The 20,519-nt window shown below is 37.7% G+C and carries 23 protein-coding genes; 21 read left to right on the top strand and 2 right to left on the bottom strand.

The genetic code is table 11. The features are described 5' to 3' along the window. The first annotated feature begins 233 nt into the window (after positions 1-233). The 4 genes from FBF83_RS05720 (at position 234) to FBF83_RS05705 (ending at position 3,903) form a co-directional block, all read left to right on the top strand. Positions 234-686: a hypothetical protein gene (locus FBF83_RS05720; protein WP_136946139.1), complete on the top strand. Its 453-nt coding sequence runs from the start codon at positions 234-236 to the stop codon at positions 684-686. Between the two features lie 9 nt (positions 687-695). Beyond that, entirely contained in the window at positions 696-2,501 is a 1,806-nt protein-coding gene (locus FBF83_RS05715; RefSeq protein WP_136946138.1) for an ABC transporter ATP-binding protein, read from the top strand. Then, a complete protein-coding gene (locus FBF83_RS05710; protein WP_136946137.1) occupies positions 2,502-3,065 on the top strand; it encodes a MauE/DoxX family redox-associated membrane protein in 564 nt (187 codons plus the stop codon). 622 nt (positions 3,066-3,687) lie between these two features. Further along, positions 3,688-3,903, top strand: coding sequence for a hypothetical protein (locus FBF83_RS05705; protein ID WP_136946136.1), 216 nt, complete (start codon positions 3,688-3,690; stop codon positions 3,901-3,903). 350 nt (positions 3,904-4,253) lie between these two features. Here FBF83_RS05705 and FBF83_RS05700 read toward each other — a convergent pair whose 3' ends face one another. Then, positions 4,254-5,486 carry an SGNH/GDSL hydrolase family protein gene (locus tag FBF83_RS05700; protein WP_136946135.1) on the bottom strand — a complete coding sequence of 411 codons (1,233 nt, stop codon included), beginning with the start codon at positions 5,484-5,486 and terminating at the stop codon, positions 4,254-4,256. A gap of 740 nt (positions 5,487-6,226) precedes the next feature. Between FBF83_RS05700 and FBF83_RS05690 the strand changes: the two genes are divergently transcribed. The 14 genes from FBF83_RS05690 (at position 6,227) to FBF83_RS05615 (ending at position 17,321) form a co-directional block, all read left to right on the top strand. Further along, on the top strand, positions 6,227-6,610 hold the full coding sequence (locus FBF83_RS05690) for a VOC family protein (RefSeq protein WP_136946133.1): 384 nt from the start codon (positions 6,227-6,229) through the stop codon (positions 6,608-6,610). Between the two features lie 364 nt (positions 6,611-6,974). Continuing rightward, the gene (locus FBF83_RS05685) at positions 6,975-7,634 is read left to right on the top strand and encodes a hypothetical protein (protein WP_136946132.1); all 660 of its coding nucleotides are present in this window, start codon (positions 6,975-6,977) and stop codon (positions 7,632-7,634) included. Beyond that, complete coding sequence (locus tag FBF83_RS05680) at positions 7,621-8,379, top strand: cytochrome c biogenesis CcdA family protein (protein ID WP_136946131.1); 759 nt, start codon at positions 7,621-7,623, stop codon at positions 8,377-8,379. Before FBF83_RS05685 ends, FBF83_RS05680 begins: the two co-directional genes overlap by 14 nt. Before the next feature lie 13 nt (positions 8,380-8,392). Next, a complete protein-coding gene (locus FBF83_RS05675; protein ID WP_136946130.1) occupies positions 8,393-8,983 on the top strand; it encodes a peroxiredoxin family protein in 591 nt (196 codons plus the stop codon). Between the two features lie 37 nt (positions 8,984-9,020). Further along, positions 9,021-9,704: a response regulator transcription factor gene (locus FBF83_RS05670; RefSeq protein WP_136946129.1), complete on the top strand. Its 684-nt coding sequence runs from the start codon at positions 9,021-9,023 to the stop codon at positions 9,702-9,704. Further along, a complete protein-coding gene (locus FBF83_RS05665; RefSeq protein ID WP_136946128.1) occupies positions 9,691-10,782 on the top strand; it encodes a sensor histidine kinase in 1,092 nt (363 codons plus the stop codon). The genes FBF83_RS05670 and FBF83_RS05665 overlap by 14 nt, the downstream gene beginning before the upstream one ends. 751 nt (positions 10,783-11,533) lie before the next feature. Next, positions 11,534-11,833, top strand: coding sequence for a rhodanese-like domain-containing protein (locus tag FBF83_RS05660; RefSeq protein ID WP_136946127.1), 300 nt, complete (start codon positions 11,534-11,536; stop codon positions 11,831-11,833). A gap of 13 nt (positions 11,834-11,846) precedes the next feature. Further along, positions 11,847-12,419 (top strand): sulfurtransferase TusA family protein, encoded by a 573-nt coding sequence (locus FBF83_RS05655; RefSeq protein ID WP_136946126.1) that lies wholly within the window; start codon positions 11,847-11,849, stop codon positions 12,417-12,419. Positions 12,420-12,442: 23 nt separating this feature from the next. After that, a complete protein-coding gene (locus tag FBF83_RS05650) occupies positions 12,443-12,841 on the top strand; it encodes a DsrE/DsrF/DrsH-like family protein (RefSeq protein ID WP_136946125.1) in 399 nt (132 codons plus the stop codon). 18 nt (positions 12,842-12,859) lie between these two features. Beyond that, entirely contained in the window at positions 12,860-13,993 is a 1,134-nt protein-coding gene (locus tag FBF83_RS05645; RefSeq protein WP_136946124.1) for an MBL fold metallo-hydrolase, read from the top strand. A gap of 14 nt (positions 13,994-14,007) precedes the next feature. Continuing rightward, positions 14,008-14,235 (top strand): sulfurtransferase TusA family protein, encoded by a 228-nt coding sequence (locus FBF83_RS05640; protein ID WP_136946123.1) that lies wholly within the window; start codon positions 14,008-14,010, stop codon positions 14,233-14,235. A gap of 57 nt (positions 14,236-14,292) precedes the next feature. Next, positions 14,293-15,078 (top strand): sulfite exporter TauE/SafE family protein, encoded by a 786-nt coding sequence (locus FBF83_RS05635; protein ID WP_136946499.1) that lies wholly within the window; start codon positions 14,293-14,295, stop codon positions 15,076-15,078. A gap of 428 nt (positions 15,079-15,506) precedes the next feature. Next, positions 15,507-15,857, top strand: a complete 351-nt coding sequence (locus FBF83_RS05625; RefSeq protein WP_136946121.1) for a DUF2200 domain-containing protein — start codon at positions 15,507-15,509, stop codon at positions 15,855-15,857. Positions 15,858-16,529: 672 nt separating this feature from the next. After that, complete coding sequence (locus tag FBF83_RS05615) at positions 16,530-17,321, top strand: phosphotransferase (RefSeq protein WP_136946119.1); 792 nt, start codon at positions 16,530-16,532, stop codon at positions 17,319-17,321. Between the two features lie 150 nt (positions 17,322-17,471). Here the strand turns inward: FBF83_RS05615 and FBF83_RS05610 are convergent, their stop codons facing one another. After that, the gene (locus FBF83_RS05610) at positions 17,472-18,203 is read right to left on the bottom strand and encodes a hypothetical protein (protein WP_136946118.1); all 732 of its coding nucleotides are present in this window, start codon (positions 18,201-18,203) and stop codon (positions 17,472-17,474) included. A 235-nt stretch (positions 18,204-18,438) separates the two neighbouring features. On the opposite strand from FBF83_RS05610, the gene FBF83_RS05605 reads away from it, so the two are divergent. The 3 genes from FBF83_RS05605 (at position 18,439) to FBF83_RS05595 (ending at position 20,501) form a co-directional block, all read left to right on the top strand. Beyond that, positions 18,439-18,783, top strand: a complete 345-nt coding sequence (locus FBF83_RS05605) for a hypothetical protein (protein ID WP_136946117.1) — start codon at positions 18,439-18,441, stop codon at positions 18,781-18,783. 117 nt (positions 18,784-18,900) lie between these two features. Then, entirely contained in the window at positions 18,901-19,143 is a 243-nt protein-coding gene (locus tag FBF83_RS05600) for a hypothetical protein (RefSeq protein WP_136946116.1), read from the top strand. A 161-nt stretch (positions 19,144-19,304) separates the two neighbouring features. Then, positions 19,305-20,501 carry an iron-containing alcohol dehydrogenase gene (locus tag FBF83_RS05595; RefSeq protein ID WP_136946115.1) on the top strand — a complete coding sequence of 399 codons (1,197 nt, stop codon included), beginning with the start codon at positions 19,305-19,307 and terminating at the stop codon, positions 20,499-20,501. Positions 20,502-20,519: the final 18 nt, after the last annotated feature.

Genomic DNA, 20,519 nt, shown 5'->3' with positions numbered 1-20,519 from the left:
GATGTTAAATGCATTTAGTAAGATGTTAGGGCTTGGCTCAATTGTGAAACCAAATAACCAATATGTTTGTGCTTCCGATTACTGTCCAGAAACTAGAAGATATTACACGATGTACGAAGTTTTCCCAAATGGGACTAAGTATAAAAGAGGTTGCTGTTAATTCTCTCATACTTAAATAGAAAGCTAAGAGTATATTACGCTCTTAGCTTTCATTTTGAATTGGAGGTCAAATTATGACATTATTAGCCATTTCTTGGGCTATATTGTTTGCGTTCTTGATGTATCAAACTTTGCTTCTTAAAAAGCAAATAAATTTATTGCCTGAAGTAGAGTTTCTTTCGTTTAATACTCATCCACTAAATCATTTGAACATGAGCCAATTCCTCAGATTGGAAACTCCTATTGATAGGAAAACAACTGTTATGTTGACCTCTCCGAGCTGTAAGGTATGTCATGAAGAATTAGATGCAATTGTGAGGAAAGAAAAGCATTTGAAACACGAAATGTTGTTTTTCGCTGACGCCATATTAGAAGAAGAGTTTACGCAATTTGCTAATACATATCAGCACCACTTTGAAATCAAACCATTATTTCTAGAGCAACTTGAGCAATTAGGAACGACTACATACCCTCTCTACATAGATCTAAATAAGGAAGGCGAAGTGCATAAAATCTATAGAAATTAGGGTGTTAAAATGAGAACAAGCAATATGATAAAGGGTTTGAAATTTGTTTGGAGAATGGGGAAGTACTGGATTTTACTATCACTAGGAGTAAGCATTATTACTGGCTTATTCCCAATTCTATCAATATACATTACCAAAGAACTTGTAAATAAAGTCTCGTTAATTATAACTGGTAATTCAGATGCCTATTCACTCGCTTTAATGTTACTAGGAGCACAATTCTTAATTATGTTACTTAGTTCTATAGTGAATCATGTTAAGGATTATTATGATCATAAGATTGGCATTCAGTTGGATCATGAACTTAAAAAAGAGATCTCAATTCGCGCAAACCAAGTTCCCTATTCTTATTACGATAATCCTGAATTCTATAATCATCTGGAAAGGATCGAAAGTAACTCTGGCTCGAAATTTTTATCTCCAATTATTAGTTCCTTTGGTATTCTTACTGCACTCATAACGTTGGTATCATTAATGACTTTCTTATTTCAGATACACTGGTCTCTATTGGTTATAAGTATCTTGATTTTTATCCCTTCGTTTATAGTGAAATCTTACTATGGGAATAAACAATTCATGCTAAATTTAATGTTAACCCCTCGGGCAAGAGAAGCAAGTTTCATGCGACGGTTGTTAACCGGGCGTGAAAATGCGAAGGAAATTAGGACGTTTCGTTTAGCAGATTATTTTGTGAATAAATGGTCAACTACATTTTTAACGAACGCGGAACAATCACTGGTTTTATTGAAGAAACAAAAAAGAGCAGAAATTCTATTAGATGGATTGACTGGCCTTTTCTATACTGGAGCAGCAGGTATTATTATTTGGCTAACAAAAACAGCTACGGTGAAAATTGGTGAGTTCGTAGCGATAGGTCAAGCTGTACATAATACACAGGATGCAGTTAATCAAATTTCCATGAATATGGCTCAATTTGTGGAAGATAGTTTATATATAAATGATTACTTCAGTTTCATGGAGTCACAAGATATGAAGATGCAAGGAAATCAACATGATTTGAAAGATTTTCCTGATATCGTTTCGAGTATTACGTTGGCGAATGTTTCATTTCGCTATCCTAATAGTGAGCATAGAATATTGAACAATATTTCACTTCGTATTAATGCTGGAGAGAAGATTGCAATTGTAGGACATAACGGCTCTGGGAAAACAACCTTAATCAAGTGTTTGCTTGGGTTGTATCAAGTAACTGAAGGCGACATTTACTTTAATGATACTGAGATTAATAACATTAAGAAGAAATCCTTATCTGATAACACGACAGTTATTTTCCAGGACTTCATTAAATATCCTTTTTCGATTAAAGAAAATATAGTAGTGAGCAATGTAAATGATCAAGACAACTACGAGAAAATGGAATCCGCTGCAAAGGATGCAGGTATTCATAACGATATTCTCGCATTCGAACACAATTATGACACCATACTTGGAAAGTTCTTAAAAGAAGGTGAAGATCTATCAGGAGGGCAATGGCAAAAAGTAGCTATGGCAAGAGCATTATTCAAAGATTCAAAGGTGATGATATTAGATGAACCAACCTCTGCACTTGATCCAATGTCTGAACTAGAAATGTTCCGGAATTTCAAGAAATTCACGTTTGATAAAACGGCTTTCTTTATCTCTCACCGTATGTCCGCTGCAATGGTCGCTGACAGAATAGTAGTAATGAAAAACGGTGAGATAGTAGAAGTAGGAACTCATAAACAACTAATAGAAATGGATGGGTGCTACAGGGAAATGTATAAAGCACAGGCTAATCTATTTACCGATTCTATGGAGGAGGTATATGTATAAATGGTTGAGCTAACTTTACTATTACAACTAGTTCTTGGCTTGATTTTTCTATCTTCTGCAATTGAAAAACTAGTGAACTTTACCAAACATGTTGTAGCAGTAAAGAGCTATGAGATTTTACCAGATCGTTTTGCGAGACCCTTCTCTCGAGTTGAAGTCGCAATCGAATTAGTATCTTCTTTACTACTAATCATTGGTATGTTTCCTTGGATTTCAATCACTTTCTTAGTGTTCTTACTTGTGTTGTATAGTTACGCAATGGTGTTCAATTTATTAAAAGGAAGGAAAGAATTCAATTGTGGATGTGGAGGTATCATGGGAGATCATCGTCTTAGCTGGTTATTAGTTCTAAGGAATTTAATAATGGTATTAATCCTAATGTATATATATAACTACTCAACTGCTCAAATGGTTACTTCAAACTTCACAGTAGCTGATATAATGCAATTCTTTCTGATTGCAGGATGTATTGTTCTAGTTATGGGAACTCTTCCTGTACTAAAGTCGATAAGAAAGCTTACAAATAACATTATCAAAGAAGGCTCAAAACTTAAAAGTAGTTAAGAAGAAGGGAGATTATGAATTGAATACTGAAATGATCTTGTGGATAATTGTTCTGATACAAACTATTTTTCTATTTGCTCTGGTTAAGTTAATAGTTGTCTTCTTAAATCGATTTCAAATTCAAGTTGCAAAGGTTGTAACAGATAATAATAACCAAGATAAGAAAGAGAGTCATAGTTGAGAATAGATAGAATGATTTGTGAGGAAGAAAAGGAGATCTAAATCAAAAGGTTTTAACGGTGGTTTGTTATACACTGTTAGAACCTTTTTTAATTATCTAAACTACTTCCATAATGACTTGACTCAATGGGTGTTAATTCGCTACGTTTCTATCTGTCATTCCAAACAGTCCGCCAATAACTACGACTGCAAGTGACTTTGAAAAAAGGCTGCCAGCTTCGGAATCGCATCACGAATAGTCCCGACCAAAAGCGTAATGACGATAAACAATCCCATCGCCGCTTTTCCCATTGCTACACCTGTCATTGTACGGACTCTGTGAGAAACCAGTTTCCATGGCGCCCGCCCCGCGGAAAGCGAGCATCCAGGAGCGGAAATCAATCACTCCTCTTATAGCAACAAAATGTCATACTCATTTTGTACAAAGATCGGGGTGGGTATTGTGAAAGAGTTCTTAGCCATTTTCATTACAATTATTGCTACTAATCGTATTACTGAGAAAGTATATGAAATGATGAAAGTAGATTATAGCTTATTTGAAGATCCCTTTATTCTAAAGTGGTTCTTAATGGATATTTGTCTATTCTTTATCATCGCTTTTCTTATCTACTCGTTACTAAAATTTCTAATAGAAAAAGCAAGTGCTCGATTTTCGTAACTGAAACGAAAGGAATAGAATATGGAATAAAGATTTACTATTTAAAAAGGCGGGGTTCTTTGAAGTTATTAGAAAAAGTGAATGTATTTTTGCCATCGGAGTCATATGCATAACATTCTATCATTTTTTTGTTGAGGATCTGTTTTTAGCAGTATTGTATTCGTGTTATGTTTTAATGTATCTATTATTCGGTATAGCAAATATTAAGAATAAAGATAGAGACAACAAACTTGGATTTATTTATTTGGCAGTATCAGCAATTTTTTTATATAGCGTAGTCACGATTTTAAATACATAAATAATAAAATGCTGATAATCCAGTATGGATCGTCAGCATTTTATTTTGGATGTTATTCAAAGTTTGATAAATCAACTGTCTCAGCCATCTTTTTGTACCCATCATCATTCGGGTGCAAGTGGTCACCTGAGTCATATTTTGAAAGAAATTTCTCAGGATCATCTGGATCTCTAAGCGCTTTGTCAAAATCGATAACAGCGTCGAAGGCTCCGCTCGTTCTAATCCATTCATTGACTTCCTGACGTGTTTTCTCGCCTTCTTCCGTATACATACCGGACTTTTTGAATGGTGTTAATGTGCCTCCGTATATTGTAAGGCCTTCTTTATGGGTTGCTTTAATAATTTGCTTCATTCGATCAATGATTTGTTCTGAATCGTATTCAGGATAGTGTCTAATATCGTTAATACCTTCATGGAGAATGACAGCTTTTACACCTTTCTGACTTAAAGCATCGCGCTTCAACCTTGCGAGTGCGTTCTCACCTTTTCCTGCTTCACTATTGATTAAATGATTGGCGGAAACACCGGCATTCAAGACAGACATTTTCACTTTAGCATCTTCTGCGTTCATGCGATTGGCAAGATAATCAGGCCATCGATGGTTTGCACTCATCGTCGAATTATTCCCATTCGCAATCGAGCTTCCCATCACAACAACGGCACCATTGACGGAATCATTAGGAACGACCTCCATTCTGTCGAGCCAGAACCAGGCCTCCTCTTTCGATGTGTATGCCGAATCCTCAGCATCTGCTGCATGATTCCCACTTTCAGACATGTAAACCGTTTGCGTTGAACGCTGATGCCACGTTGTTGGTCCTGTTTTTTTATCAACGTATAAGCTAACAGTCAAGTTTTGATCAGCATCCACAGGAAATTTAATCGAATCACTATACTGTTTTTCTCCTGCAGGAATGGTTACAGATTTTTCTCCATTGAACGTAATCACCTGATCTGTCTCACCATCTACGCTTGCCCCTTCCTTTGAAGCAGCTACTCGTACTTCTTTCATTGATAATGGCAATGAGCCGAATTCATTTGATAAACGAATGCGCATTTCATCCCCGTCGATGTGTGGTCGGAGAATTAAGCGAATGGTTTGATCCTCAAATCCATCGTGAGAATTTCCATCTTTAGCAGGCGCCTGCATGCTTGCCGTCCATGTACCAACCCACTTACTTTTGTTTGAACTATCTTTATTAGATGAAGCCCATTTATGAGCTCCCCCAAAACTTATTAAACTAATGATTAAAATCGCTAGTAGTCCCATTAGTATACGTGTCATTCTTCTATCGCCTCTCATGTTTGCTTTCTAAATAAATGCTTCGTGTCTGTTAACCGTTCTCAGGTGGTTACACCTTCTCTGTGTCCTATTCTTCATTAAATAGAATACCCCTATACCTGTAAATTGAAGCGAGGATTGGTCAAACGTAAAGGATTTGCAAACAGAATGACACATTTATAATCAGGTTATAACAACTCGAATTTCATTTTAAAAGGCTGTTTTCGTAAACATTGTTTCTATAAGAATGAGAGGGATTTCCGCTTCAGGATGCTCGCTTTCCGCGGGGCGGGCGCTGAGCCTCCTCGGCGCACAAAAACATTGCGCCTGTGGGGTCTCACCTGTCCCGCTAATCCCGCAGGAGTCGAGCACCCTTCCGCTACAATCAGCTAAGTGTGGCTTTTTATACAAATCCCTTTTCAAAACCAACAATCTTTTAAAAAAGAGCCAATAAAAAAGACAGAGAGATTATTGAGTAAAGATGGTTTAAAACGAAGTGGAGCATGGGGGGACTTATTAGCCTTGTCCTCAAAGGGGAAATGACTCTACTTATCAGGATAAGCTACCTTATACGATTACGGAGTGGCGAGAAGGGAGAATGCTTGAAGAAGGGGTGTTTAAGTAAGCTTTGAAAAGGGACGGATGAGTGAATTGTATAGATTTTGGAATTTTAGATTTAAAAGGTTTACTGATCGAAGTTGTAGAATTAACTAGGGACAACAAAACATTTAGGAGGGATATGAATGATTAATAAAGTTGGTCAAATCATGTTGTATGTTGATAATCAAGATGAGGCAGTAGATTTTTGGACGAAAAATGTAGGGTTTAGTGTAATTTCTGAAGAAACTAATGGTCAAGGTATGAGATGGATTGAGATCTCCCCTACAAAGGATTCGGAAACGAGTATCATTATTCATAATAAGGAAGTTGTTGCAAAAATGTCGCCTGGATTAAATCTTGGTACCCCTTCTTTAATGTTTTTCACAGAAAATCTCGATAAATTATATGAAGATTTATCAAATAAAAATATCAAAGTAGGAGAAATTGTTAATATGCCTACCGGTAAAGTATTTAATTTTGCAGATAATGAAGACAATTACTTTGCAGTCATGGAAAAGAGTGTATAAGTAACATTTTTTGAATTGACTAATGGTCGCTATACCTTATTAATCTGGAAAAAGGAACTTCAATTGAAGTTCCTTTTTCTAATGCCTAGCGTTAATCTAGAAAAGATTACGCTTTTTTTATGTAGTTGCTAGTTAGTATTAACCTGTTGATATATTTCAAATATTTGATTTCTATTGGGAGGGGTCTCACGCTAATTTTATATAAGGCTTTAATTCTTGCTACATAAAGGAGATACACAATAGAATCATTGTATGAACTGTGTTATTGACCAATCCGTTGGTTTAACCTGGTTATTTTCATCAAATTTTCATACTAGCTTTGTATGATAAGACTCTAAAGAGAGTGAAATGGAGGAAACGTCAAATGGTGAGTGCAAGTAAGTTAATACCAATTGGCATAATTGCTTTAAGTCTAATCATAGGACTTATTACCTTTTATATAATTAGTGATTTACCGAAGCAAAAAAGAAAAGAGCATGTTGAAGAAATAGTTTCACAACTTATTAATTTGATTATCTTTATTTGGATTGGAAAAATCATTGTGAATTTTTTTGTTTTTATCAAGGATCCACTGGCGATATTAGCATATCCGAGTAGCTCACATGCATTTTATATAGCTGTTGTCATCAGCATCATCGTCAATCTTATAAAGACTAATTCACGGCGTATTGTTGAGCCCCGCTTTATTGAATCTTTATTGTTGGTTTTTCTAGTAGCATCATTTATGTATGAATTTATTCAACTTGTTTGGAATAATAATTCGTTTGCATTCGGATACTTGGTTTTATCTAGTATTCTCCTGGTCTTATTCATTAGTAGTCGTGGACGGAGAGAAGTACATACTCTCATAGTTGTGATTGTAACGATGTGGTCTGGAGGAATGCTACTATTAAGTATTACTCAGCCGTTTGTAACTGTATTTGGTTATCTAATGGCTCCTTGGTTCGTATGTCTAATCTATTTAATTAGCATGTCAATAATCATAATAACTAAAAGAAAGAGGGATCGTGGTGGTAGGAATTGAATCAGATACAGCTCTAATTGTAGGGTTGTTCCTTGCAATCGGAGCTGGAGCTTTATCATTTTTGTCTCCCTGTGTGTTACCAATTTTCCCTGCATATATGTCCTATATAACTGGGATTAGTGTAAAGGAGTTGCAGAATAATAAGAATGCAAAAATTCGTAGTCAGTTATTGAGCCACTCCCTATTTTTCTTACTAGCAGTATCACTTGTTTTTATAAGTTTAGGTGCTAGTGCATCTTTCTTAGGGCAATGGGCTCAAAACCTACTGCTAGGTGACTCTGGGTTATTTATTCAGCGAATTGCTGGGATTTTTATTATCATTATGGGTATGTTTGTTGCAGGATGGATTACGATACCTGCATTAATGAAAGAAAGGCGTTTTCGTTATTCTAAAAAACCAGCTGGATACCTTGGGACATTTTTTGTAGGACTTGGTTTTGCAGCTGGCTGGACTCCTTGTATCGGTCCTATTTTTGGGTCGATTCTATTATTGGCTGCGAGTAATCCAGGGCATGGAATTTTTTATACTGTTATGTATGTAATTGGATTTTCTTTACCATTTCTTATCTTAACTTTCTTCCTTGGTTCTACAAGGTGGATTGTTAGGCATAGTCAGGTAATTATGAAAATCGGTGCTGTCATTATGATTATAATGGGACTGATTTTGTTTTTCGGGTTAATGCCTCGAATAACAGGATTTTTGCTTGATTTAGTACAAGAAACATGGTTATCAGAATTAGGTTAAGGAGGACAAAATAATGAAAAAAACAATTTTTATTATCGTGGTACTAGGTATGTTAGGTTGGGCTGTTTATGATTTTACCATTTCCACAGATGATACTAACGAAGCCAATAATAGCGGTACTTCACTAAACTCCCAACAGTCAATTCAATCTAGTAATGAAGAGGAAAATAAATCGAAAAGTGTCGGATTAAATGAAGGTCAAATTGCTCCTGACTTTACGTTACAGACACCAAATGGTGAAACCGTCCAATTGTCTGATTATAGAGGAGAGCGAGTAATCGTAAATTTTTGGGCTACATGGTGTCCCCCATGTAGAGCGGAGATTCCTGATTTTCAAAAGCTATATGAGGACAAAGATGTAGAAATATTAGCAGTAAACCTCACAGAAACAGAGGAGAGCGTTGATGAAGTTAAAAAGTTTATAAAAGAGTTCGAAATGACATTTCCAGTAGTTATGGATGATAGTTCTGAGGTTTCTGATACTTATCAAGTACGTGCTTATCCAACTTCATATATGATTGATTCAGAGGGTCGTATACAGTTCGTAGCAAGGGGTGCATTAAATTATGATCTCATGGTACAAGAATATGAGAAAATGAAGTAAACTTTGCATATAGCACAATAGCCAAGAGGTGAATTAGGTGAAGCAGACAATACTAGTGGTAGAAGATGATCAAATGATTCGCAGTCTTGTTACCATCTATTTAAAAGGTGCAGGTTACCGGGTTGTAGAAGCTGATGACGGAGAATCAGCAAAAGATGTTTTTCTAGAACATCATCCGTGCCTAGTCGTTCTTGATTTAATGCTTCCTAAATTATCTGGAGAGGAATTCTGTAAGTGGGTTCGGGAACAAGAACGTAATGAAGTTTCTATCATTATGCTATCAGCAAAAGCGCGAACAGATGATAAGATCAATGGATTAAAGATGGGAGCGGACGATTATTTGACGAAGCCGTTTGATCCAGAAGAACTTATCGCTCACGTTGAAGCCGTACTAAGACGTACAGGACAATTTTGTCAAAAGCTCACCTACAATGGGTTATGTATTAAACCTCGAAAAGGTGAAGTATTACTATATGACAGACAGTTAAACTTAACAAAACATGAATTCAATCTTCTGTATCATTTTATGGAAAATCCTAATGTGGTTATAACTAGAGAAGATCTAATTCAACAATTATATCCCTATGTAGATAAAACGGTAATGGATCGAACGATTGATGCCCATATTAAGAAATTACGAGCTAAAATTGAATCTAATCCTAGTATTCCTGAACGTATTCAAACAGTTCGAGGTATGGGGTATAAATTTGTTGTGGAATAAACTTACAAAGTCAGTCCTTCCAAGTCGATTTTTATGGCGTTTGACACTTATTAATGTTATTGTCGTGGGCACGTTTATTGTATTGAGTAGCTGGGCGATTTATAACACGGCTTGTTTTTTGGCGGATGGATTAGGGACCTGGAATGATCAGAAACAAAATCTGTTTAATTCAACCCTTTTTCAATATTTATGGATATTTAGTATTGCCGCGATCTTTATTGGTAGCTTCATTCATTATTACTTAGTAAAGAAAACAATACGTCCGTTAAAAGAGTTGATCGAATCTACTAAAAGAATGAAAGAAGGTCAATATCCCGTACCTATTCAAGTGGATACTAAGGATGAGATGGGACAGTTGATCGGTCATTTCAATGACCTTGTTAAACAATTAAAAGATACACAAAGACATAGGAAAGAATTGATTTCTGATTTATCTCATGAATTCCGTACACCATTAACCAATCTAAAGGGATATCTTGGTGCTTTGAAAGATGGTGTGGTTGAAGGGGATCAAAAGATGTATGAATCTCTTCATAGTGAATCAGAACGACTTATACACATGGTTGAACAGCTTGAACAATTGAAGGAATGGGATTATTTCAAAGAACAATCATACTCTGAGAAAGAACCTATGAATATGCAATTGCTAGTAGAGCAATCTGTTGAGATGTTTCGCTGGTCATTAAAAAATGCAGGAATTAAAGTGAAAACCGAGGTCGATACAGGAATAGTTAAGGTTTATAACGAGGGCATCCTACAAGTTATTAATAATTTACTTGATAATGCTATAAAGTACTATGAAGGAACTGGCCCAATTACGATAAAAGGAGAAATAGTAAAAGGAAGATATACGCTGTCTATCATAGGTCCCGGGCAAGCAATTCCATTAGAAGCAAAAGAAAAGATCTTTGAAAGATTATATCGTGTTGATCCTTCGCGGGAAAGAAATGATTCAGGCGGAACAGGACTTGGACTCGCAATATCTAAAGAAATCATTGAACACCATGACGGTAAAATTAGAGTTAAGTCAGAAGGGAACTGCCACACTTTCACGTTTTCATTACCTGTTTGTACATAAAATAATCGTGATATTTTAGACATGAGCATTCTTTATTAATATAAGATATATTTGCTATTATCAACAATTCGATCTTTTTTGGAGCTAAAAAAAGGGAACCCTATCAAAATGGGGTTCCCTTAATTATTTATTAATCACTTTCTGTAAATGTAAAGAAGGTTGTAGCAATCAAATTTCATTAGATAGGAGTTAATAAAATAAGCTGTACGATGCTGTTAGTCGCTATTAAAGCGGAACGGCTTTTTTTATTTAGCTCTTTTCTATACTTTATTGTTATAAAAGTAGGAGGTGATTTCCGCTCAATCATCTAATCGTGGTTCTTTATAACAAAATACTTTCAAAAGGTGACATCCCGCAGCGCCTAAAGCGTTTCAGGAAGCTCACAGCCTTGCGAAAAGCGAGGATCTTGAAACAGAATTCAACCGCTTTATAGCAACAATGTTTATGAAAACAGCCTTTCATTTAAACACCGTGTAGAATAAATCGTAAAAATATTACATGTTTAAGTCTACAAGCTAATTGGTAATAGTACTTAAGAAGAACAAATGAATTGTTGCAAAACGTCATAAGGAGGTTGATTGAATTTAGTGATCATCTGGGTTTGACAATATACCCATAGGGGTATAGAATGGCGACATATTAAACAAATAATAATTAATATTTTTTAACGTCCCTTATACCCGTTGGGGTACTGATGATTTTAAGTAATTAAGGGAATAAGTAATAACCTATACTCAAGGAGGTAAGAAACATGAAGGAAATTAAACCAGAAGAAGTAGCAAAGAAAGTAAAAAGTAACGAAGATGTAAGCATCATTGATGTGCGAGAGGACGAAGAAGTGGCTCAGGGTAAGATTTCTGGCGCAACTCATATTCCTTTGGGTGAATTACCAGATCGTCTTGATGAAATTGATCAATCAAAAGAACATATTATGGTTTGCCGTTCAGGTGGACGAAGCGGAAAGGCATACCAATTATTAGATGAGCAAGGCTACAACGTACGTAATATGACAGGCGGCATGCTTGAATGGAAAGACGAAGTAGAGAAATAAAGGAGGATTCAAGATGAGTCTTGTTGCAAATGAAACATTGGACGCAAAAGGTTTGGCTTGTCCGATGCCGATTGTAAAAACAAAAAAAGCAATAAAAAATTTGGATCCTGGTCTAGTGATTGAAGTTCAAGCAACTGATAAAGGATCAACAGCAGATATTAAAGCATGGTCCGAATCCACAGGACATCAATATTTAGGAACTGTGGAAGATGGCGAAGTATTGAAGCACTATATAAGAAAAGCAAGTGAAGGAGAAACGTCCGAAGAAAAGAAACATGAAAATGTTCTTGATTTAGATGGACTTCGCAGCAAGATAGATGGAGAAGAAAACATTTCGATCCTAGATGTTCGTGAACCTGCTGAATATGCATTCGGACATATCCCAGGTGCAGTCAATATACCCCTTGGGGAACTAGAAGAACGTTATGAAGAACTAAACAAAGATGATGATATTCACGTGATTTGCCGTACGGGTAACCGCAGTGATTTGGCTGCTCAAAAGTTAAGTGGAAAAGGCTATAAAAACGTGAAGAATATTGTTCCGGGGATGTCCGACTGGCAGGGACCAACAGAGAAAAACAACTAATTTATAAAGCGGAGGAATTTATTATGGCTAATACAAAAGTAGCAATTATCGCAGCGAACGGAAGTCTTTTTGACGCGTATAAAGTATTGAATGTGGCAACAGCAGCAGCAGCTTCTGATGCAGAAGTAGGTATCTTCTTTACATTTGAAGGTCTTAATTTAATTCATAAAGAAGGACACAAAAACTTACCGATTCCTGAAGGGAAAGAGCACTTCCAGGAAGGCTTTGAAAGAACAAACGTACCATCAATTGAAGAATTGGTCGGAATCGCGCAGGAGTTAGATATTAAATTAATCGCGTGTCAGATGACCATGGATCTTATGAATCTTGAAAAAGAAGATTTCATTGATGGAATTGAAGTAGGCGGCGCAGCCTCATATATTGACTATGCGAAGGATGCTAATATCTCATTAACATTCTAAACAAAGGAGGATTACAGTTTGTCTGTTAAGACGATTACAACTAACGAAATAGCAAAAAAAGTTGTCAATAACGAAGAAACAACGATCCTTGATGTTCGAAATACGGATGAATTTGATGATTGGAAAATTGAAGGCGGTAAAGTAGATGTGATCAATGAACCGTACTTTAATTTGCTAGATGGAATTGAAGATGTAGAAGATAAACTTGGTAAGGATCAGGAAATCATCGTCGTCTGTGCAAAGGGCGGTTCCTCACAAATGGTCGCAGAAATGTTCGATGAAGCTGGTTTTACAGATGTTTATTCGCTTGAAGGCGGAATGAAAGCATGGAGTGAACATTTAGAGCCGACGAAAATCGCAGATCTTACTAGTGGTGGAAGCCTTTATCAATTCGTACGTCTAGGAAAAGGTTGTCTATCGTACTTTATTGAATCTGATGGCGAAGCTGCAATTGTCGATGCCAACAGAATGATTGGTAACTATGAAAGGTTCGCTGAAGACAAGGGTGTGCAAATTAAGCATTTAATCGACACCCATCTTCATGCCGATCATATCTCAGGTGGACGCGGTTTAGCAGAAAAAGTTGGTGGAACGTACAATCTTCCTCCAAAGGATGCTACAGAAGTAACATTCGACTATATACCACTTGAAGAAGGTAACGATCTTGTTGTTGGCAATACGACTGTAAAAGTACAGCCACTGTATTCACCTGGTCACACGATTGGAAGTACGTCACTCATTATTGATAATCAGTATCTTCTAACAGGCGACATTCTATTTGTTAAGTCCATTGGACGACCTGATCTTGCAGGTAAAGCTGAAGACTGGGTAGGAGATCTTCGTAACACGTTATACAAACGTTACAAAGAGCTTTCGGATGATTTAATTGTATTACCCGCACACTTCTCTTTCTCTAGTGAGCTAGGTGAAGGTGGACAAGTGTCAGCACGTTTAGGAGATCTTTATGAGAAGAATTCAGGTCTTCAAGTTGAGGATGAAGAGAAGTTCAGAAGCATGGTCACGGATAACCTTCCTCCTCAGCCAAATGCTTACGAAGAAATTAGAAAAACGAACATGGGGAAAGTTACCCCGGATAACGAAGAACAAAGAGATATGGAAATTGGACCAAACCGCTGTGCGGTTCACGGATAATAAGGAGGATAACAATGGAATCAACTAAAGTATTAGACGCAAAAGGAATGGCATGCCCAATGCCGATCGTGAAGACAAAGAAATCAATTCAGGAATTAAACTCAGGAGAAGTACTAGAAGTTCATGCGACAGACAAAGGTGCAAAAAGTGATATTGCAGCATGGGTGAAATCTGGTGGCCATGAACTACTTCAAGATTCAGAAGAAGACGGCGTCCTAAAGTTCTGGATTAAAAAAGCATAATAAAATAATAAGGGCCCTACGGGGTCCTTATTTAAATAAGAAGGTGAAAACTTGGAAATGGATTATAGTATTTATTTCTTAACCGTCATCTTTCTAATCGGCTTCGTCGGTTCCTTCGTTTCAGGTATGGTCGGAATTGGTGGATCGATTATCAAATACCCAATGCTTCTTTATATTCCGGCATTCTTAGGACTTTCAGCTTTTACTGCTCATGAAGTGGCAGGTATTAGTGCAGTTCAAGTCCTATTCGCTACAATCGGTGGTGTTTGGGCGTATCGAAAAGGCGGTTATTTAAACAAAACTTTGATTATCTACATGGGGATCAGCATTTTGATCGGTAGTTTTATCGGTGGATTTGGCTCGAAATTCATGACAGATGGTGGTGTGAATCTCGTCTATGGGATACTTGCTACCATTGCTGCAATCATGATGTTCATTCCTAAGAAAGATATTGATGATATTCCGATGGATCAGGTAACCTTTAACAAATGGTTAGCAGCTACATTTGCGTTTCTAGTTGGTATTGGAGCAGGAATTGTTGGTGCAGCAGGTGCTTTTATTCTTGTACCAATTATGCTGTTAGTTCTAAAAATCCCAACTCGTATGACGATCGCATCATCACTTGCCATAACATTTATTTCTTCCATAGGTTCGACGGCAGGTAAGGTATTTACTGGACAGGTCCTATTCCTACCAGCCATTGTGATGATTGTAGCAAGCTTAATTGCTTCACCACTTGGAGCGAACTTCGGGAAGAAAGTAAATACGAAAATTCTCCAGATTATTTTAGCACTATTGATTCTGGGAACGGCAATCAAGATCTGGATAGAGCTTTTAGGATAATTCCTATTCAATTGCGTAAACCGCTACACTTAATAAAAGGTAGCGGTTTTTTTGTATAAAAGGTGAATCAAGGGATAGCAAACGAACAAAAGAGTAACGTTATAATAGAATCATTAATTAATAGTAGCATTCCAGCAAGAAGGGAAATGTTCTTTTTTATAGGATCTTTTCTAAAAGATTGTTGCTTTTGAAAAAAGTTTTGTATAAAGAACCACACTTATCTAATTGGAGCGGAAGGATGCTCGACTCCTGCGGGACTAGCGGGACAGGTGAGACCCCACAGGCGCAATGTTTTGTGCGCCGAGGAGGCTCAGCGCCCGCCCCGCGGAAAGCGAGCATCCTGGAGCGGAAATCCCTCTCACACTTATAGCAACAATGTTTACGAAAACAGCCTTTTTATAGAAGGATTCATTAAGGGAGGATGTATGATGACCAAACATAAAATCTATACAATGAGCTTTGCAAGTGTCTACCCCCATTATGTTACGAAGGCGGAGAAAAAGGGACGTACGAAAATAGAAGTGGATGAAATCATCCGTTGGTTGACTGGGTATAGTGAAGAAGAGTTAGAAGCGCAATTGGAAAAACAGACAGACTTTGAGACCTTCTTTGCGGAAGCTCCCCGTATGAACCCTTCGCGGGCCATGATCAAAGGTGTGGTCTGCGGTATACGAGTGGAAGACATCGAAGAACCAACGATGCAGGAAATTCGCTATTTAGATAAGCTGATCGATGAGTTAGCAAAGGGGAAAAAGATGGAGAAGATTTTGCGGAAATAATATGTAACAACGGATAAAAATTATTAGTCTACGCAGGATTAGGTTGTTCATTTAACAAGTGCGATTACTTAACAAAAGGCTCTTTCTATAAGATTGTTGCTTTTAAAAGACTTTTCTATAGAGAACCCCACTTCGCTGATTGGAGCGGAAGGTGCTCGACTCCTGCGGGACTAGCGGGACAGGTGAGACCCCACAGGATCAATGTTTTGTGCGCCGAGGAGGCTCAGCGCCCGCCCCGCGGAAAGCGAGCATCCTGGAGCGGAAGTCCTTCACTCTTATAGCAACAATGTTTACGAAAAGAGCCTTTTATAAAGAGGAAAAGGAGATAATTAGATAATCACTACCATAAATCATTATTTTTATTGATTATTGCAAAAATTAACTATACAATTATTAGTAGAGATGTAAATGGAAGGGGAATTTAACTCAACATGTGGACATCCTTGTAATGATTAATTAAACGAATAGAATACGAACCTGTAAAGACAACGGGTGAAGTATGTCTATTTTTAAATCATTAACAAGGGACGCTTGGTGTGTTAATTCTTAAGAAAACAAGTGGATACCTTTGTATCTGCTTTTTTTTTGTGTTTTAAAGAAATTTCACATCTCTAATAAACACATCTTAGTATCCCGAAATCTGGTTTTCTACTAATGGAAGGGGATTTTTAGATGTCAAACTACGAAAACGAAGAAATGCTTACAGGGGGGAATGTCTCGAACGTCTATCGTTCAGGAGATACTGTTCGACGAGAACGAAAGCCAGAGAGTACTGAAATCCACAAGCTTTTAAAGCATTTGGAAAACAAAGGGTACACTCATGCTCCTAAGTTTTTAGGTATAGATGAAAAAGGTAGAGAGGTCTTATCATACATTGAAGGAGAAGCTGGTCATTATCCTTTAAAAGAATACATGTGGTCTAATGATGCCTTAAAAGACATTGCGAAAATGCTGCGTCTTTATCATGATGCGGTGTGCGATTTTTCAATGCAAAACTTTCAACCAATCGATCACACCCCCAAACCATATGAGGTACTATGTCATAATGATTTTGCGGTATACAACATTATTTATAATCACAAAAAACCGGTTGGTATTATTGATTTTGATGTTGCTGGGCCTGGGCCGAGACTTTGGGATATCGTATATACGCTTTACACTTGCGTTCCTCTAAGTAAGCATTATCATACTGAAACTGGTGAGGCAGTTCATTATGACTCGTCACGTGATGCCAATCGTATCAAACAAAGAGTGAACTTGTTTTTTGAATCCTATGATATGGTGGGACTGGAAGAAGACTATTTAGAGATGGTATTGCTACGATTAGAAGGGTTATGTAAATACATGACAAGAAAAGCCAAACAAGGCGATCGTGCTTTTCAAAAAATGATCGACGAAGGGCATTATGAACATTATCAAAAGGAAATTAGATTTATTCGGGAACATGGAGAAGAGTGGTTGTAAGAAAAATTTTAATCCAACGGGCAATTATGAAAGGTGTTATAGCATATGTAAAGCGACATCTTTATTGATTAAGATGTCGCTTTTTTAATGCAAAACGGATCCCGATATGTGTAATCATACGTCCCTTTTATTATGGATTAGTATCATAAATCAACGCATAATGACCTGTGTTTCTGTTCGAAGAAAACCATCATATAGCTTTGAATGTTCTGCTGATGGCTCAAATGCATTTTCGATGGCTTCATGAAAACTCCAGTCTTCCTCATAAATCTGATGGTTAAACCCGCCAACTACTTCTAACGAGTTTGTATGTATACTCGGAATCTCTTCAATGATTCCGCTAAGACGTTGAAAAATACTCCGAACTTTATACTCACCCCAATCGTTCTTCAGGTTCTGGTACATGACGACTCCAAATGAAGAAGCTGAAAAATGTTCAGAATCTGCATTTGGTGTATTTATATACTCATATGTGAAGGTTTTCATTTCACCGGTATTTAGGTTCTCTGCAAGAACGTATTGTTGCCCTTCTAGTGTTTCATTATCTAGCGCGTAATTGTCGCCTGTACTCTGGATGTAGAACATGAGGAGGTCTCGTTCTCTCACATTAGGCATCCGTTTCCATTCATTGGTAACAGTTACTCTATACTTTCCATTTTCCAATGGTTGTAAGTGTGTGGAGACAAATTTCGATGGGGTTTCACTTATGTTAAATGGCATGCCCCCATAAGTCATTGTTGAAAGAAGAGCCGTGTTGGTGTCTTTATAATTTGGTTTCAAATCTCTATGGATGCTTTCCTTCTCATGAACGGCATAAGCAGATTCGAATGCGGTTAAACTCAATAAGAAGATGAAGCTAACCATGAGTAATCTCTTTTTCATAAACCCAACCTTTCCTTATTTCTCTTTATGTCATGCGTTGGCACAGTATTGAGTCTATCTAAAATTGGATAGAGAATCTAGATGTTAAAAGGGATAAATTACTAGAATCGAAAAGCATTTGAGTCCACCAACTCATTCATTTATAATGGATAGAAATAAAACGAGGTGATGGAATTGATCAAATCCTACGTGTTTGATCCTTAAGTGTATGAAGGGCCTACACATGATTGTGTAAATGATGCCCTGTGCACTAGGGATAATTGTGAAGTTAGAAGATGGACGATTGGTTTTCGATCCAATACGTTGTTTTGATTGCTATGCTGAAGTTGTGGCATGGGATGATGAACAACACGAAGCTGAAGCCTTACGTCAGTTCAAGGTTAAAAGTACCAAGCGTATGAAGAATCCTGGGCGAGAGCGTTTATTCAAAGCGCGTAATCGTGGTACCGGTCACTGGTACAAAAAAGAAGACCCAAAAGCTAAGAGAAGGGTTCAAAAACAATTTCGTAAAAAAATGAAAACAACCACACATCTCCCAGGCGCGAAGGAATACCATACGTATGGCTGGGAGACTTGGTAACCAAAGATACTGTAGGCAATTTGCCTGCAGTATCTTTGGTTTAAATGCTAGTTATTAACAGAATTTTCAAAACCAACATTATAAGGTATGATGAAATGAGAAAGGAAGGAGGGAGCTATGGATTATTCGAAAGTTATTATAGGTTCTGTGTGCTTGCTTATCTCTTCAATCTTACTATCTGCTCAATATATCACAGCAGCTATCATGGGAATAGGACGTAATAGATGGGGACCAAATGCCATTAACGAACTGTTTACGAGTGGGGGATACTTACTCATTACACTGAGTGTATTGTTTTTCATTGTTGGGATTTTCCTTTATCTCCTTCACTTCAATCCAGACAAGCTAAATGACAAATGAATATTGTAAAAGATTTACTACGATTAATCAATTGTGGTAGGAATGAGATACTTTAATCAAGAAGGAAGGTAATGGTGTAGCTTTCAGTTTCATAGACTCCAAGAATCACACACTTACTTCTTACCCTGCTTTAGCAATGGCATTAATAAAGGAGTGATCAATTGGAACATTTTGCGGTTTTTCGTACACCTCAAACGATTCTCTATGGAAGAGAGTCGTTTAAACAAATTGGCGCGGAAGCAGCTCTTCGCGGTCAGAAAGCCCTAATTGTTAGTGATCAGGTGATGACGAGTCTCGGTTATGTGAAAGAGTGTCAGAAATATCTGGAGCATGCGGGTGTCGAAAGTGAAATTTACACCGGTGTGGAATCCGAACCAAAGGACAGCTATGTGTCAGAGGGGCTTGTGCATTTTCAAAACACAAGTTGTGAGATTGTCATTTCATTAGGTGGGGGAAGTTGTATCGATACGGCTAAAGCCATTGCGGTTCTTGCCACGAATGGAGGTTACATAGGTGACTACCGTGCAAACAGAACAATTGCTGAGAAGGCGTCGATTCCGCATCTCGCCATTCCAACAACAGCGGGTACCGGTTCAGAAGCAACGGATGTGACCGTCATAACGAATACAACAACTGATGTGAAAATGATGATTAAACAGCCTTCCTTCATGCCAGCTGTTGCGATTGTTGATCCGTTACTTTCAATTTCATCTCCGCAGCAAGTTACGGCGGCGACAGGAATCGATGCCCTTAGTCACGCGATTGAAGCGTATCTATCAAAACGCGCTCATCCGATGACAGATACGTTTGCACTGTCCGCCATGAAGCTAATTATCGAAAACATTAAAAGCGCTTACATTGATGGAGAGAATCTCGATGCGAGAGAAGCGATGAGTTTGGGAGCTCTCCAGGCTGGCATGGCATTTACAAATGCTTCCGTCTGCCTTGTGCACGGCATGTCGCGGCCAATCGGTGCGCTCTTTCATGTGCCGCATGGTTTTTCAAACGCAATGCTGCTTCCGGCCGTTCTTGAATACAGCAAAGAATCCTGCACCGATCGCCTTGCTGATCTCGGACGCTTGTTCCAGCCGGGAAGTGTGCCATTATCTAATGAAGAAGCGGCAGACGTGGCGGTCGCTTCCGTGAAAAGCCTTTGCGCATCATTAGAGATTCCTAACTTGAAATCATGGGGAATTGACGAGACGGTATTCAAAAACGCAATCAGCAAAATGGCAGCCGATGCACTAGACAGCGGAAGCCCTGCATATAATCCACGTTTACCAACGCAAGCGGAATTAGAAGAACTGTATCAGCTCTGTTATAACTACCAGTTTACGAGTGAAGAAAGAGTTCGATAATACGTGTAACCGGAGGGG

It is taken from the genome of Guptibacillus hwajinpoensis (assembly GCF_005144865.1).
GTDB classification, from domain to species: domain Bacteria; phylum Bacillota; class Bacilli; order Bacillales; family Guptibacillaceae; genus Guptibacillus; species Guptibacillus hwajinpoensis_A.
This window is presented reverse-complemented; position numbering and strand designations above follow the sequence as displayed.